Source organism: Aeromonas sp. 3P (genome assembly GCF_051919745.1).
Classification (GTDB): domain Bacteria; phylum Pseudomonadota; class Gammaproteobacteria; order Enterobacterales; family Aeromonadaceae; genus Aeromonas; species Aeromonas veronii.
The window spans coordinates 2,994,458-3,008,999 of the sequence record NZ_JBQBED010000001.1 but is presented as its reverse complement, the minus strand read 5'-3'; the positions used below and the strand labels follow the sequence as shown (position 1 = coordinate 3,008,999).

At 59.9% G+C, this 14,542-nt stretch carries 14 protein-coding genes; 6 read left to right on the top strand and 8 right to left on the bottom strand.

Annotated elements, in window-relative coordinates:
- Positions 1–139 precede the first annotated feature (139 nt).
- From ACTG19_RS13805 to ACTG19_RS13770, 8 genes are all read right to left on the bottom strand, one after another.
- Positions 140–844: an MOSC domain-containing protein gene (locus ACTG19_RS13805; protein ID WP_113740163.1), complete on the bottom strand. Its 705-nt coding sequence runs from the start codon at positions 842–844 to the stop codon at positions 140–142.
- A 45-nt stretch (positions 845–889) separates the two neighbouring features.
- The gene (locus ACTG19_RS13800) at positions 890–1,735 is read right to left on the bottom strand and encodes an ABC transporter permease subunit (RefSeq protein ID WP_005340701.1); all 846 of its coding nucleotides are present in this window, start codon (positions 1,733–1,735) and stop codon (positions 890–892) included.
- Positions 1,732–2,637 carry an ABC transporter permease subunit gene (locus ACTG19_RS13795; protein WP_005340703.1) on the bottom strand — a complete coding sequence of 302 codons (906 nt, stop codon included), beginning with the start codon at positions 2,635–2,637 and terminating at the stop codon, positions 1,732–1,734. The genes ACTG19_RS13800 and ACTG19_RS13795 overlap by 4 nt, the downstream gene beginning before the upstream one ends.
- Positions 2,634–3,788 carry a polyamine ABC transporter ATP-binding protein gene (potA, locus tag ACTG19_RS13790; RefSeq protein WP_005340704.1) on the bottom strand — a complete coding sequence of 385 codons (1,155 nt, stop codon included), beginning with the start codon at positions 3,786–3,788 and terminating at the stop codon, positions 2,634–2,636. The genes ACTG19_RS13795 and potA overlap by 4 nt, the downstream gene beginning before the upstream one ends.
- 78 nt (positions 3,789–3,866) lie before the next feature.
- Positions 3,867–4,952: a polyamine ABC transporter substrate-binding protein gene (locus tag ACTG19_RS13785; protein WP_113740164.1), complete on the bottom strand. Its 1,086-nt coding sequence runs from the start codon at positions 4,950–4,952 to the stop codon at positions 3,867–3,869.
- Between the two features lie 119 nt (positions 4,953–5,071).
- The gene (locus ACTG19_RS13780; protein ID WP_005340709.1) at positions 5,072–6,169 is read right to left on the bottom strand and encodes an extracellular solute-binding protein; all 1,098 of its coding nucleotides are present in this window, start codon (positions 6,167–6,169) and stop codon (positions 5,072–5,074) included.
- Between the two features lie 53 nt (positions 6,170–6,222).
- The gene (locus tag ACTG19_RS13775) at positions 6,223–7,584 is read right to left on the bottom strand and encodes an aspartate aminotransferase family protein (RefSeq protein ID WP_439989178.1); all 1,362 of its coding nucleotides are present in this window, start codon (positions 7,582–7,584) and stop codon (positions 6,223–6,225) included.
- Between the two features lie 186 nt (positions 7,585–7,770).
- A complete protein-coding gene (locus ACTG19_RS13770) occupies positions 7,771–9,102 on the bottom strand; it encodes a glutamine synthetase family protein (protein ID WP_088868211.1) in 1,332 nt (443 codons plus the stop codon).
- A 480-nt stretch (positions 9,103–9,582) separates the two neighbouring features.
- On the opposite strand from ACTG19_RS13770, the gene ACTG19_RS13765 reads away from it, so the two are divergent.
- The 6 genes from ACTG19_RS13765 to yegD all read left to right on the top strand — a co-directional run bounded on the left by ACTG19_RS13765 (position 9,583) and on the right by yegD (position 14,522).
- Entirely contained in the window at positions 9,583–9,969 is a 387-nt protein-coding gene (locus ACTG19_RS13765; RefSeq protein ID WP_005356952.1) for a TraR/DksA family transcriptional regulator, read from the top strand.
- Positions 9,970–10,116: 147 nt separating this feature from the next.
- Positions 10,117–10,974 carry a hypothetical protein gene (locus ACTG19_RS13760; protein WP_042081792.1) on the top strand — a complete coding sequence of 286 codons (858 nt, stop codon included), beginning with the start codon at positions 10,117–10,119 and terminating at the stop codon, positions 10,972–10,974.
- A 62-nt stretch (positions 10,975–11,036) separates the two neighbouring features.
- Positions 11,037–11,483: an Mpo1 family 2-hydroxy fatty acid dioxygenase gene (locus ACTG19_RS13755; RefSeq protein WP_113740166.1), complete on the top strand. Its 447-nt coding sequence runs from the start codon at positions 11,037–11,039 to the stop codon at positions 11,481–11,483.
- Positions 11,484–11,509: 26 nt separating this feature from the next.
- Positions 11,510–12,004: a CreA family protein gene (locus tag ACTG19_RS13750; protein WP_005355485.1), complete on the top strand. Its 495-nt coding sequence runs from the start codon at positions 11,510–11,512 to the stop codon at positions 12,002–12,004.
- A 74-nt stretch (positions 12,005–12,078) separates the two neighbouring features.
- Positions 12,079–13,068, top strand: coding sequence for a 2-hydroxyacid dehydrogenase (locus tag ACTG19_RS13745; RefSeq protein WP_005340720.1), 990 nt, complete (start codon positions 12,079–12,081; stop codon positions 13,066–13,068).
- 92 nt (positions 13,069–13,160) lie between these two features.
- The gene (yegD, locus tag ACTG19_RS13740; RefSeq protein ID WP_439989177.1) at positions 13,161–14,522 is read left to right on the top strand and encodes a molecular chaperone; all 1,362 of its coding nucleotides are present in this window, start codon (positions 13,161–13,163) and stop codon (positions 14,520–14,522) included.
- The last annotated feature ends 20 nt before the right edge of the window (positions 14,523–14,542 follow it).

Here is a 14,542-nt window from a genome sequence, read left to right as displayed (position 1 = left end):
AATTTACCGAAAGCCCCGACCCGACACAAGCCTTTTTTGCGTTTGGCAGGAAAAAAAGTGCCGTTCGCTCAACTATTCAGCACTCTTCGTCTCCATTTACCGAAATGCAGCCGGATGGTGACATTCCGCTAACTCTGCCTCAAGGCAAGCGCAGCGACTCGGGCCCCAGCAGACGACGTTGCCAGTCAGCGACTGTGCCGTGCTCCAGCCAATCCGCCGCATGCTGACGCCAGTTGGGTGAGAGGGACGGATTCTCCAGCAGCAGCAACAGATCCGCTTCATTGCGCACCTGATTGCACAGGATATTGGCGGTGCGCTTTACCGTCAGATCCGGGTAAGGCCTGTCTACCAGCTCCATGGTCACCTCGGGTGTAATCATCCCCTCCTCCAGCACCCGCAGCAGCCAACCACAACGGCCATTTAGCTGCATCACCTGCGACATCTGGCCATAGCCGAAACGCTGATTGAGCTTGAAGCAGGGCGATCTTGGCTGACTTATCTGGATGAGTGCCTCACCAAGTCGATAGACATCGCCAATGCAGGCCTGCGTCTCGGTCAGCCCGACACCGGACAGGTTCTCGCCAAAGGCGGCGGGTTGCCAGGGAGTGCGGGGAGCAGGAAGACCCAGCGCAGTTTGCCAGGTCTGCCACCAGAGATAGTGATCGGCCGGATAGTAGTGGAGCGCCCGATCCGGGCCACCGTGGTGGCGCAGGTCACACTGCTCATCCCCTTCCAGACCGGCAAAGGTACAGCGAACTGGTGCAGAGATCGGTTGCTTGTGAATGGCACTGGTGAGGCCGGGCACCAGCTCGGTGCCACGACCGCTAAAAAGGGAGATCCGCATACTCATCCTCCAGGTTGACGAGAGTAGGCGGATCTTATCATGGCGTCAGACCACGGCCTGCATCTGGGTGGTCATGGCGATCTCGGCGCGACGGCGCTTCTCCGCCCTGGCCATCAGATACCAGCTGCCGAAGGTAAAGAGCGATACCGACAGCAGGATCAGGCTGGCCACCGCGTTGATCTCGGGTTTCACCCCGAGCCGTACCGCCGAGAAGACCTCCATCGGCAAGGTAGTGGAGCCCGGGCCGGAGACGAAGCTCGCCAGCACCAGATCATCCAGCGACAGGGCGAACGACATCATGCCGCCTGCCGCCAGCGAGGGGGCGATCATCGGGATGGTAATCAGGAAGAACACCTTCCACGGCTTGGCGCCAAGATCCATCGCCGCCTCCTCGATGGAGAGATCCAGCTCCCGCAAGCGCGCCGACACCACGATCGCCACATAGGCGGTACAGAAGGTAGTGTGGGCGATCCAGATGGTCAGCATGCCCCGCTCGGCGGGCCAGCCCACCAGCTGGGCCATCGCCACGAACAGCAGCAGCAGCGACAGACCGGTGATCACCTCGGGCATCACCAGCGGCGCCGTCACCATGCCGCCGAACAGGGTGCGACCACGGAAGTGGGGAATTCGGGTCAGCACGAAGGCCGCCACCGTCCCCAGCGCCACTGCAGCGATCGCGGTGTAGAAGGCGATCTCCAGCGAGCGGAACACGGATCCAATCAGCTGCTTGTTGTCGAGCAGGCCGAAGTACCACTTGAGCGACCAGCCACCCCACACCGTCACCAGCTTGGAGGCGTTGAAGGAGTAGATCACCATGATGATCATGGGCAGGTAGATAAACAGCAGCCCCAGCCAGAGCATCAGTTTGGCAAAACCGAAACGTCTCATCATGCCTTGCCCTCCAGCTCTTTGGCCTGGTTACGGTTGAAGAGGATGATCGGAATGATCAGCACCGCCAGCATCACTACCGCCAGCGCAGAGGCAACCGGCCAGTCGCGGTTGTTGAAGAACTCCTGCCACAGCACCTTGCCGATCATCAGGGTCTCCGGGCCGCCCAGCATTTCCGGAATAACGAACTCCCCCACCACCGGAATGAACACCAGCATGCAGCCGGCGATGATGCCGTTCTTGGAGAGCGGTACCGTGATCTGCCAGAAACGGGTCAGGTTGCGGGCCCCCAGATCGGAGGCCGCCTCCAGCAGGCTCTGATCGTGTTTGACCAGATTGGCGTAGAGCGGCAGCACCATGAAGGGCAGGTAGGAGTAAACGATGCCGATATAGACCGCCAGGTTGGTGTTGAGGATCTGCAGCGGCTCGTCGATCACCCCGATCCCCAGCAAGACGCTGTTGAGCAGGCCGTTGTTACTGAGGATCCCCATCCACGCATAGACCCGGATCAGAATGGCGGTCCAGGTCGGCATCATGATCAGCAGCAGCAGAACTGTCTGGGTCTCCTTGTTGGCCCGAGCGATGGAGTAGGCCATCGGATAGCCAATCAGCAGGCAGAGCAAAGTACTGACGAAGGCCATCTTGAGGGAGCCCAGATAGGCCGCGATATAGAGCTCATCCTCCTGCAGCAGCAGGTAGTTACCCATGTTGAGCAGGATGGTGAGCTGATTGTCGGCCCAGCTCACCACATCGGTGTAGGGCGGGATCGCCACATCCGCTTCCGCAAAACTGATCTTCACCACGATGACAAAGGGCAGCAGGAAGAAGAGGAACAGCCAGAAGAAGGGGATGCCGATCACCAGTCGGCGCCCCCCGACCCGCTTCAGTCGTTGCAAGAACTTCATGATTGCAGCACCACGCCGCTGTCATCTTCCCAGTAGAGGAACACCTGGTCATCCCAGGTTGGCCGCTTGCCGTGGCGTTCGGCATTGGCGATGAAAGCCTGAACGATTTTGCCCGAGGGCAGCTGGATGTGATAAACCGAGTGACCGCCCAGATAGGCGATGTCATAGACCTCACCCTTGGTCCAGTTGAAGTCCGGGTGCTCGATCTCCTCCGGTTTTTGCAGACTCATCAGCAGTTTTTCTGGCCGTAGGGCGTAGGTCACCTTCTTGTTCTCGGCGCGGGAGCTGATGCCGTGGCCCACATAGATGGGCTGTTCCAGATCGGCGCAGGCGATAGTCGCGTGGTCCTGCTCATCCTCCACCAGCAGGCCGTCAAACAGGTTGACGTTGCCGATAAACTCGCACACCAGCCGACTGGCTGGGGTCTCGTAGATATCCATCGGGCTGCCGATCTGCTCGATGCAGCCGAGGTGCATGATGGCGATCCGCTCCGCCATGGTCATGGCCTCTTCCTGATCGTGGGTCACCATGACACAGGTCACCCCGACCCGCTCGATGATCTCAACCAGCTCCAGCTGCATCTTGGAACGCAGCTTCTTGTCGAGCGCCCCCATGGGTTCATCCAGCAGCAACAGTTTGGGACGCTTGGCCAGGGAACGAGCCAACGCCACCCGCTGACGCTGGCCACCGGAGAGCTGATGCGGTTTGCGACGGGCATACTGGGTCATCTGCACCAGCTTGAGCATCTCCTCCACCCGAGCATCGATCTCGGCCTTGGGCAGGCCATCCTGCTTGAGGCCAAAGGCAATGTTCTGGGCCACCGTCATATGGGGGAACAGGGCGTAGGACTGGAACATCATGTTGATGGGGCGTTCATAGGGGGGCATGTCGGTGATGTCGACCCCGTCGAGGAACAGCCGCCCCTCGGTCGGGCGCTCGAAACCGGCCAGCATCCGCAGCAGGGTCGATTTGCCGGAACCGGACCCGCCGAGCAGGGCGAAAATCTCCCCCTTGTGAATATTGAGAGATACGTTATCGACCGCCAGCGTTTCGTCGAACTGCTTGCTTACCCGATCAATTTTCACCAGCACTTCTTTGCGCTGCTGACTGCCCTCGAGGGCTTTCTTGTAGGCACTGGAGGCTATCGCCATTACCAAACTCCCCAACGTGATACCAGCCTTGCGGCCGATCCATAAAAGCGATTTGGCGCCCCCGAACGGGCACCAAGGTTAGGTACCGGACTTGATCTTGGTCCAACTCCGGGTGATTAGACGCTGTACCGAGCGGGGATGTGCTTCCTGCACATAGAGTCGCTCCAGCACGGCCTGAGGGGGATAAACCTCCTCATTGTTGCGCACCGCCTCATCCATAAACTCGCCCGCCCTTGAGTTGGGATTCGCATAGCCCACATAGTCGCTGACCTTGGCGATCACTTCGGGCTGCAGGACGTAGTTGATGAGAGCGTGCGCCTCTTTGACATTGGTGGCATCGGACGGGATCGCCATCATGTCGAACCAGAGATTGCCCCCCTCTTTCGGAATGCTGTAGGCAATTTTCACCCCCTTGCCAGCTTCATCGGCGCGGGCAGCGGCTTGCAGGATGTCACCGGAAAAACCGGCCGCCACGCAGATGTCGCCATTGGCGAGATCGCCGATGTATTTGGAGGAGTGGAAGTAGGCCACATAGGGCCGCACCTTGAGTAGCAGCGCCTCGGCTTTCTTGATATCCCCCGTCGCATGACTGTTGGGATCGAGCCCGAGGTAGTTGAGAGCTGCAGGGATCATCTCGTCGGCAGAGTCGAGGAAGGCGACGCCGCAGCGAGAGAGTTTCGCCATGTTTTCCGGTTCGAAGATGGTGGCCCAGGAGTCAATCTTGTCGACTCCCAGCACCGCCTTGATTTTGTCGACGTTGTAGCCGATGCCGTTGGTCCCCCACAGATAGGGCACCGCGTACTGATGACCCGGATCCACCTTGTCGAGCTGCTTGAGCAGCACGGGATCCAGGTTGGCCAGATTGGGCAGCAGGGATTTATCCAGTTTCTGGAAGGCTCCCGCCTTGATCTGCTTGGCCAGGAAATTATTGGAGGGCACCACCAAATCGTAACCGGTCCGCCCCGTCAGCAACTTGCCTTCCAGGGTCTCGTTGGAGTCAAACACGTCATAGACGGTCTTGATCCCGGTCGCCTGCTGGAAATCGCTGAGGGTGGTCTCGCCGATATAGTCAGACCAGTTGTAGAAGTGCAGCACAGGGGCAGCCTGGGCCACATTCGCCAATCCCATGGTCAGCGCTATGGTTAGCAATCTGGTTGTATTCACGGTGTCAGTTCTCCTGTTTCAGTGGTTGACCGTCTGCGCATCCATTCGCGCGGCCCATCCGGATGGATGGCATCACTACCCTCCCGGCCGAACTGCGGACCGGGAGGGGCATTCGTTACTTACTTGCCGGACTTGATCTTGGTCCAGCTGCGGGTCATCAGACGCTGCACCTTGGCCGGCAGATCCGGGAAGGTGTAGATCTTCTGCAGGGTTGCCGCATCAGGGTAGATACCCGGATCGGTGCGGATCGCCTCATCCACCAGCGGGGTCGCCGCCTTGTTGCCGTTCGGGAACTGCACCACGTTGGTGATATTGGCGATCACCTCGGGCTTCATCAGGTAGTTGATGAAGGTGTGGGCCGCCTCGACGTTCTTGGCATCCGCCGGAATGGCGATCATGTCAAAGAAGCTGCCTGCCCCCTCTTTCGGAATGGTGTAGGTGAGCGCGACGCCATTCTTGGCCTCGGCTGCCCGCGCCTTGGACTGCTGCAAGTCACCGGAGTAACCGACCGCTACGCAGAGGTTGCCGTTGGCCAGATCCGAGATGTACTTGGAGGAGTGGAAATAGGCGGTATAGGGACGGATGGAGAGGAACAGCTCCTCGGCCTTCTTCAGCTCGGCCGGTTTCTGGCTATCCGGTTTGAAGCCCAGATATTGCAGGGCAGCTGGCAGCATTTCGGTCGGTGAATCGAGGAAGGAGACGCCACACTCTTTCAACTTGGCCATGTTCTCCGGCTTGAACACCAGATCCCAGGAGTTGACCGGGGCATCGGCCCCCAGCACGGCTTTCACCTTCTCGGCGTTGTAGGCATAGCCGATGGTGCCCCACAGATAGGGGATGGAGTACTGGTTGCCCGGATCGCTCGGCTCGAGCGCCTTGAGCAGGTCGACATCCATGTTTTGCCAGTTGGAGAGCTTGGACTTGTCCAGTTTCTGGAACACGCCCGCCTTGATCTGCTTGGCCAGGAAGGGGTTGGATGGCACCACGATGTCGTAGCCCGAACTACCCGCCAGCAACTTGGCTTCCAGTACCTCGTTACTGTCGAACACGTCATAGACCACCTTGATCCCCGTCTCCTTCTGGAAATTATCCAGGGTATCCGGCGCTATGTAGTCGCTCCAGTTGTAGACGTGCAGCACCTTCTCTTCAGCCATTGCTCCGGCACTTGCCATGACCAGAGCCACAGAGGCAGCGATCACTCCTGTTTTGAAAGACATCATCCTTGTCTCCTAAGCAAATTGTATGCGCATGCCAACCTGCCCGACCGGCCTCAACCCTTCAGCTTTGCGGCTGTCAGATCCAGACTGCGCCTGGCCAGATCGACCAATTCATCAACCTGTTCCTTGGTGATGACCAAGGGGGGCGATATGATCATGGTATCGCCTACCGCCCTCATCACCAAGCCATTGTTAAAGCAGAACTCTCGGCAAGTCATCCCCGCATTTGCCTGAGCCGGGAAACGCCGGTTGGTCTGCTTGTCCTCAACGATTTCCAGCGCGGCGACCAATCCTTTGCCACGGGTTTCTCCCACCAGCGGATGATCGGCCAGCTCCGCCCAACGGCGCTGCAAATAGGGGCCGATAGTATCATGCACTCGCTTAACTATGCTCTCTTTCTGCATAAGCTGGATATTGGCCACCGCCACGGCGCAAGAGACCGGATGACCCGAGTAGGTGAAGCCGTGGTTGAACTCGCCCCCCTCCTCCACCAGCCCCTTGGCAACCCGGTCACTGACCATCACTGCGCCGAGCGGCAGATAACCAGAGGTGATCCCCTTGGCCAGACACATCAGGTCCGGCTTGATGCCAAACCCTTCGCTGGCAAACCAGTGGCCGGTGCGGCCAAAGCCGCAGATCACCTCGTCGGCGATCAGCAGGATGCCGTAGTGATCGCAGATGCGCTGGATCTCCGGCCAGTAGCTGTCAGGCGGAATGATGACGCCGCCCGCCCCCTGGATCGGCTCGCCGATAAAGGCAGCAACCTTGTCCACCCCCAGCTCCAGAATCTTCTGCTCCAGCTGACGGGCTCGCTCCAGCCCGAACTCGTGGGCACTCATCCCCTGCCCCTCACCGAAGTGGTAGGGCTGATCGATGTGCACTATGCCGGGAATGGGCAGTCCGCCCTGGGCATGCATCCCCTTCATGCCACCCAGACTCGCCCCCGCCACGGTGGAGCCGTGATAGGCGTTATGGCGACTGATGATCACCTGTTTGTCAGGCAGCCCCTTGCTGGCCCAGTAGTGGCGCACCATCCGCAGCACGGTATCGTTGCACTCGGAGCCGGAGCCGGTGAAGAAGACGTGGTTGAGATGGGCGGGTGTCACCTCGGCCAGCAGGGTCGCCAGCTCGATCACCGGCGGGTGAGCGGTCTGGAAGAAGAGGTTGTAGTAGGGCAACTGCTGCATCTGACGGGTAGCGGCATCCACCAACTCCTGGCGGCCATAGCCCATATTGACGCACCACAGGCCCGCCATGCCGTCGAGAATGCGTTTGCCCTCGGAGTCTTCCAGATAGACACCGCTGGCTTTGGTAATGATGCGCGAACCCTTCTTGTTCAGGGCCTGAAAGTCGGTAAAGGGGTGCAGGTGGTGGCTGGCATCCAGTTGTTGCCACTCACGGGTTGTCTGCTGCATTTGTTGCTCCTCGGTTCCTTCGATTTAGCAAGATTCAGTCGTCAAGCAGTCAGGTGGGTAGTCAGGCGGGCTTGCATGCTCGCAGCCACAACTACTCACAGGCGGCAGCCGCCACCTGACTCGCGTTCCGGTCTCTTCGATACAGGGATCGGGGAGGCCGACTCCGGCCTCCCCGTTACAGGGGGATCAAACGTTCAGCAGCAGGAACTCCCGCTCCCAGCGACTGATCACCCCGAAGTAGGTCTCGTACTCTTTGCGTTTGACCGCGACGAAGGCGCGGGTGAAGCGCTCCCCCAGCATCTCCTTGATGGGCTCGCACTGTTCGAGATGGCTGAGTGCCTCCTCCAGCGAGCGGGGCAGGCTGTAGGGCAGGTCATAGGCGCTCGACTTCATCTCCGGCAGCGGCTCCAGCTTCTCCATCATGCCGAGATAGCCACAGGCCAGAGTAGCGGCCAGCGCCAGATAGGGGTTGGCATCGGCACCGGCGAAACGGTTCTCCACCCGCCGCGCGCTCGGGTCGGAGAAGGGCACCCGCAGGCCACAAGTGCGGTTCTCGACCCCCCACTGGACGTTGCGCGGCGCGCTCTCGCCAAAGGTGAGGCGGCGGTAGGAGTTGACGTTGGGGGCCAGCAGGGCGGTCACCGCCGGGGTGTATTTCTGCAGACCGGCGATGAAGTGCATGAACTGTTCGCTGTTGCCGCCGCTCGGGGTGCCAAACAGGTTGTGGCCGTTCACATCTTCCAGACTCTGGTGGATGTGCATGGCCGACCCCGGTTCGTCACTCATCGGCTTGGCCATAAAGGTGGCATAGATGCCGTGGCGGTGAGCGGCCTCACGCATGGTGCGCTTGAACAGGAACACCTGATCCGCCAGATCGATGGCATCACCATGCAGGAAGTTGATCTCCATCTGGGCGGCGCCCGACTCGTGGATCAGGGTGTCCACTTCCAGCTCCTGCGCCTCGCAGTAGTCATACATGTCTTCAAAAATGGGGTCGAACTCGTTGACCGCATCGATACTGAACGACTGGCGGGCGGTCTCCGGGCGGCCGTTGCGACCCACCGGCGGTACCAGCGGATAGTCGGGGTCTTCGTTGCGGGTGACCAGATAGAATTCCAGCTCGGGCGCCACCACCGGCTTCCAGCCCTGCTTCTCGTAAAATGACAGAACCCGACGCAGCACGGAGCGCGGCGCGATGTCGATCAACTTGCCGTTGACGTCGAAACAGTCGTGGATCACCTGGGCAGTGGGCTCCAGCGCCCAGGGGACAAAACGGATGGTGTTGGGGTCGGGATAGAGCTGCATGTCCCGCTCCAGCGGGTCGATCATGCTGTCGTCATCCGGATATTCGCCGGTCACCGTCTGGGTGAAAATCACCTCGGGCAGACGCATGCCCCCTTCGCGCAAAAACTTGTTGGCTGGGATGATCTTGCCCCGGGCGTTGCCGGTGAAATCCGGGAACAGGCACTCCACTTCCGTGATGCGATTGCTCTCCATCCAGCCTTTGATACTGTCCATGTTAAACCCCGACTTTACGGTTGCCATTGGCAAGGGTGTCTAATATATGGAACACCCTTGTTATAAAATTGTAATCAACATCACCATAAAAGCCCGCCATCAAGGGCAATGTCAAGCGGGCGTGTTTAAAAAACTATAAATAACGGCGCATATAATGACCAAGGCGGCACCAAATACTAAACACTCAAATCCGTACGAAGCCCCCCCCTCTCATTGTTGCAAAGGCGATGCCAACAGAGGGTGAAGCAGGCGCCAGATCCCGACCAATCCCCCGCAGGAACGGACCATTTTTTTGCAAGGGCGCACAATCCTTATCCTATTTGCTTTGCTTGGCTGCATTTTTTTGGTACAAGGCCCGCCCTGATTTGCACTCTCTTGCATGAAACAGGTGCAAATCGGGATACAAGGGCTTGGTCTGTAGGCAGACAGCCCCCATAAACAGGGATAATTGGGTTAGTAAACTGACTGGTAGTTAATCGTATGTGTGATTTCATGACTGAAGACCAACTGGCCTTTTACAAGGGGCAGATCGAGCGACAGATCGTCGAGCTCGAAGAGCGCCTGAACTCCCAGGCCAGCCAGGCCATCGCCACCGACACCAACGAGATGGCTGATGAAATTGACCGTGCCAGTATCGAGGAAGCCCGCCGTCTGGAGCTGAACCGCATCGAGCACGACAAGCTGCACCTGCGCAAGCTGCGGGGCGCATTGAAGCGCATCAGCGAAGGGGATTTTGGTTACTGCGAATCTTGCGGTGACGAGATCTCCCTCAAGCGGCTGCATGCCCGTCCGGAATCCCGTTTCTGCGTCGAATGCCAGAGCACCAAGGAATTTAACGATACCCACGTGTTCCGTCGCGTCGCCTGATTCTTCGAAGAACCGTCACCATTCTGGTGCAACAGACGCCAACAAGGCAGGGCACCGCGCTCAAACCTTGCACAACGCCTCGCAGCAAGATGGTGACAAGTTCTGTTAGACTCCGGACACCTTCCGGAATCTACAGGAGAACAGAGAGTGAAATGGCTCATCAAGCTGTGTTTGTGCCTGCCACTGCTGGCACAAGCACAGGTTCTGACGGTCAAGGTCCCCAGCCGTCCCGTCAACAATCTTGACCAGGAGTACCAGTACAAGCTGCTGGAACTGGCCCTGACCCGCTCCGGGCAACCCTTTCGCATCCAGCCTGTCGAACTCGACCTCAACCAGTTCACCCTCCAGCAGCAGCTGAGCAAGGGCAAGACCATCAACGTCTTCTGGATGGGCACCTCCAGCGCACTCGAATCCTCCCTGATTGCCGTCCCCATTCCGCTGTTTCGCGGGCTGGAAGGATTGCGGCTGTCATTCATCCACGCGGACGCTCAGGAGAAGTTCAACCAGATCAATACCCTGGCCGACCTCAAACAGCTGAAGGCGGCGCAAGGGGTCGGTTGGGCCGATAACAAAATTCTGGAAAATGCGGGCATCCCGACCTTCTCCGGCCGATACAGCAGCCTGTTTCGCCTTATCAACGACGGCGACAAGATCGATTTCTTCCCGCGCGCCCTGGTGGAGATCTTCGCCGAGCGCAGCGAGCTGGTGGCGCAGTATCCCAACCTCGCCATCGAGCAGCATCTGCTGATCCGCTACCCCTTTGCCCAGTTCTTCTTCGTCAGCCCCGAATACCCCAAGCTGGCCAAGGCGATTCAGACCGGGCTGGAGCGGGCCTATGCCGATGGCAGTTTTATGAAGTTCTTCAATGACAACCCCAAGATCCGCGAAGCGCTCGCCAGCGCCAACCTCGATCAGCGGGTCACCATCGCCCTGCCCAATCCGGATATGACCCCGTTGCTAAAATCCATTCCGGCCCAATATTGGGAGTATCCACCGCAAGGATAAGCATCACGAACGCCTGACCACGAAGGTCAGGCAGCGAGAACAAAGTGCGCCAGGGAGGTGCCATGAAGGGAATCCAGGAGTGGTTTGTGGAGTACGGCCAGAGCCATCGCCATCCGGTCAACGTCGCCATCCATAAGCTGGCGGTGCCGGGCATCTATTTCTGCTCGCTGGCGCTGCTCTGGTGTCTGCCACACGGGCCCTTGCCAGAGATCCTCAACTGGGCGGCAGTGGCGGCTATTCCGGTGCTGCTGTTCTATCTGCAGCTGTCGTTTTCGCTGTTCGCGGGGATGGCCGGGCTAACCGCACTGGGACTGTGGATCTGCCACCAATGGCAGGGGCCGCTGTTGTGGCCGGCCGTGGCAGCGTTCGTGCTGCTCTGGATAGCCCAGTTTGTCGGCCACAAGATCGAGGGCAAGCGCCCCTCCTTCCTCGCCGACCTGCAATTTCTGCTGATTGGCCCCGCCTGGGTGCTTGCCAGCCTCTATCGTCGCCTGGGCATTCCCTATTGAGGAGTGCCGGGCCAACAGGAGAGACCATGACACATAACCACACACGACATAACGCCCTTCGCCGCGCCCTGCCCCTACTGCTGGGGGCCCTGTTTGCCGGCCCGGCACTGGCCGACAAGGCCGACCCGGTCGGTGAAGTGAGCACAGCCTTCAAGCTGTTTGGCCCCAACCACAAGATCCTGGTGGAGGCGTTCGACGACCCGCGCATCGACGGCGTCGCCTGCTATCTGGCTCGCCCAAAGACTGGTGGCGTCAAAGGCGGGCTGGGACTGGCGGAAGATCCCTCCCACGCCTCCCTGTCGTGCCACCAGATCGGCCCCATCACCCTGCCCGAAAAGCTGAAGGCGGGGGAAGAGGTGTTCGATGTCAGCACTTCACTGGTGTTCAAGGAGCAGAAAGTGGTGCGTTTTTACGACAAGAAACGCAATGCACTGGTTTACCTGACCTACAGCACCAAACTGGTGGATGGTTCGTACAAGAGTGCAGTCAGCGCCGTTCCCATTATGCCATGGGGACAATAACCAGCCGGTTTGTCCGGTGATAGCTGACCCATTTTGTTGTAATTTGACGACACACACGCTGCGGAGCACATAACATGAAAGTCGCCGTATTCAGTACCAAGAGCTATGACAAAGAGCATTTCAACCAGGCCAACAGCCAGTACGGCTTCGACCTGGAGTTTTTCGATGTGCGGCTGGAGGCCAAAACGGCCCGACTGGCTCACGGCTTCCCGGTGGTGTGTCTGTTCGTCAATGACGATGCCGACCGCGAGGTATTGACCGAATTGGCCGCCAACGGTACCCAGGTGATTGCCCTGCGCTGCGCCGGTTACAACAACGTGGATCTGGCCGCCGCCAAAGAGCTGGGGCTGAAAGTGGTGCGGGTGCCCGCCTACTCCCCCGAGGCGACTGCAGAACACGCCGTCGGCATGATGATGTGCCTCAACCGCCGCATCCATAAGGCTTATCAGCGCACCCGCGACGCCAACTTCTCGCTGGAAGGGCTGGTCGGCTTCAACATGCATGGCAAGACCGTTGGCGTCATCGGCACCGGCAAGATCGGTCTGGCCGCCCTGCGCATCCTCAAGGGCTTCGGGGTTCGCCTGCTGGTGAACGATCCTTACCAGAATCCGGCAGCCATCGAGCTGGGTGCCGAGTACGTGGATCTCGATACCCTGTTCCGCCAATCCGACATCATCAGCCTGCACTGCCCGCTGTTCAAAGAGAACTACCACCTGTTGAACAAGGAGGCGTTCGCCAAGATGAAGGACGGGGTGATGATCATCAACACCAGCCGTGGCGGCCTGCTCGACTCCAACGCCGCCATCGAGGCGCTCAAGACCTCCCGTATCGGTGCTCTGGGGCTGGACGTCTACGAAGAGGAAGAGGATCTCTTCTTCTCCGACAAGTCCAACGAGGTGATCACCGATGACGTGTTCCGCCGCCTGTCAGCCTGCCACAACGTGCTGTTCACCGGCCATCAGGCGTTCCTGACCCGCGAGGCGCTGCACGCCATCGCCGATACCACCCTCGGCAATATCCGCGCCATCGAGAGCCAGGGCCGCTGCGACAACGAAGTGGAATAAGGGCTCGCCCTCTCTTCGTCACGCGCCGGGTTGTGAGACCCGGCGCCTTCGGGTAGGCTAGCCCCCCTTTTTTATTCAGGAGTCTGGCGCCCATGTTTATCGGATTTGATTACGGCACCTCCAACTGTGCCGTGGCCGTGATGGAACAAGGTAGCCCCAGGCTGCTGAATCTTGGCGCATCCCGCTATCTCCCCTCCACCCTGCATGCCCCCCACCGGGATGCTATCGCCGGTCTGCTGGCCGAAGGGCTGGCCCCCGCCCAGCAGGCGGAGTACCTCAAGCTGCGTGGCCCCGTGGTCACCCGCGCCCAGATGGTTCGCCGCCAGATGCGCGAAGAGGGACTGATCGACGAGCTGAGCTTTGGCGGTGCCGCGCTGGAGCGCTATCTGGAAGAGCCGGACGACGGCTACTACATCAAATCGCCGAAATCCTTCCTCGGTGCCTATGGCCTCAAGGCCCCCCAGATCGCCCTGTTTGAAGACATCGTCTGCGCTATGATGCTCCATGTCCGCCAACAGGCGGAGCAGCAGCTCGGCGCCCCTATCCGCCAGGCGGTGATCGGTCGACCGGTCAACTTCCAGGGTCTGGCGGGGGAAGAGAGCAACCAGCAAGCTATCGCCATCCTGACCGAGGCGGCCCGTCTGGCCGGTTTCGAGCAGGTGGAGTTCCTCTACGAGCCGGTGGCAGCCGGGTTTGAATTCGAGGCGCGCCTCACCGAAGACGCCGTGGTACTGGTGGTGGATATCGGCGGCGGTACCACCGACTGCTCCATGCTGCGGATGGGTCCCAGCTACCGCGATCAGCTGGATCGCAGCGGCGATCTGCTTGGCCACAGCGGCCAGCGGATCGGCGGCAACGACTTCGACATCCGCCTGACGGTGGAAGGGATGATGCCGCTGCTCGGCATGCACGAGACCCTCAAGACCGGCAAGCCGCTGCCCCACCCGCTGTTCTGGGATGCGGCCGCCATCAACGACGTCAGCGCCCAGAGCCGCTTCTACAGCCTCGACACCGCCCGCCAGCTGCAGGATCTGCAGCTCGACAGCCAGCCCGGCAGCAAGCTGGGGCGTCTGGCCAACCTGCGGGCACACAAGCTGAGCCACCAGCTGGTGTGGCGTGCCGAGCAGGGCAAGATCGCCCTCTCGGAGCGGGAACTCAATCGCCAGTCGCTGGCCGAGCTGGAAAAAGGGCTGGAAGCGGAGCTGACCCGCGAACAGCTGGCCAACGCCTCGGCCCTGCTGCTGGAGAAGATTGGCGATCTGATGGACGAAGCGATTGCCGCCGCCGGTGTGCAGCCGGATCGCATCTTCGTCACCGGCGGTAGCGCCCGCTCGCCGCTGATCGCCAGCTTTATCCGCCAGAAGCTCCCGTCCATCCCGCTTGAGGGGGGGGATGACTTCGGCTCGGTGGCCGCGGGTCTTGCCCGTTATGCCGAGCGGCTGTTCGCCAACTGAGCCCTGAGATAGCGTAAATC

Bases quoted from the DNA above. Each gene is read 5' to 3' on its own strand.
- ACTG19_RS13805 (WP_113740163.1), bottom strand. From the start codon at position 844: ATGCGGATCTCCCTTTTTAGCGGTCGTGGCACCGAGCTGGTGCCCGGC.
- ACTG19_RS13800 (WP_005340701.1), bottom strand. From the start codon at position 1,735: ATGATGAGACGTTTCGGTTTTGCCAAACTGATGCTCTGGCTGGGGCTG.
- ACTG19_RS13795 (WP_005340703.1), bottom strand. From the start codon at position 2,637: ATGAAGTTCTTGCAACGACTGAAGCGGGTCGGGGGGCGCCGACTGGTG.
- potA (WP_005340704.1), bottom strand. From the start codon at position 3,788: ATGGCGATAGCCTCCAGTGCCTACAAGAAAGCCCTCGAGGGCAGTCAG.
- ACTG19_RS13780 (WP_005340709.1), bottom strand. From the start codon at position 6,169: ATGTCTTTCAAAACAGGAGTGATCGCTGCCTCTGTGGCTCTGGTCATG.
- ACTG19_RS13775 (WP_439989178.1), bottom strand. From the start codon at position 7,584: ATGCAGCAGACAACCCGTGAGTGGCAACAACTGGATGCCAGCCACCAC.
- ACTG19_RS13770 (WP_088868211.1), bottom strand. From the start codon at position 9,102: ATGGACAGTATCAAAGGCTGGATGGAGAGCAATCGCATCACGGAAGTG.
- ACTG19_RS13765 (WP_005356952.1), top strand. From the start codon at position 9,583: ATGTGTGATTTCATGACTGAAGACCAACTGGCCTTTTACAAGGGGCAG.
- ACTG19_RS13755 (WP_113740166.1), top strand. From the start codon at position 11,037: ATGAAGGGAATCCAGGAGTGGTTTGTGGAGTACGGCCAGAGCCATCGC.
- ACTG19_RS13750 (WP_005355485.1), top strand. From the start codon at position 11,510: ATGACACATAACCACACACGACATAACGCCCTTCGCCGCGCCCTGCCC.
- ACTG19_RS13745 (WP_005340720.1), top strand. From the start codon at position 12,079: ATGAAAGTCGCCGTATTCAGTACCAAGAGCTATGACAAAGAGCATTTC.
- yegD (WP_439989177.1), top strand. From the start codon at position 13,161: ATGTTTATCGGATTTGATTACGGCACCTCCAACTGTGCCGTGGCCGTG.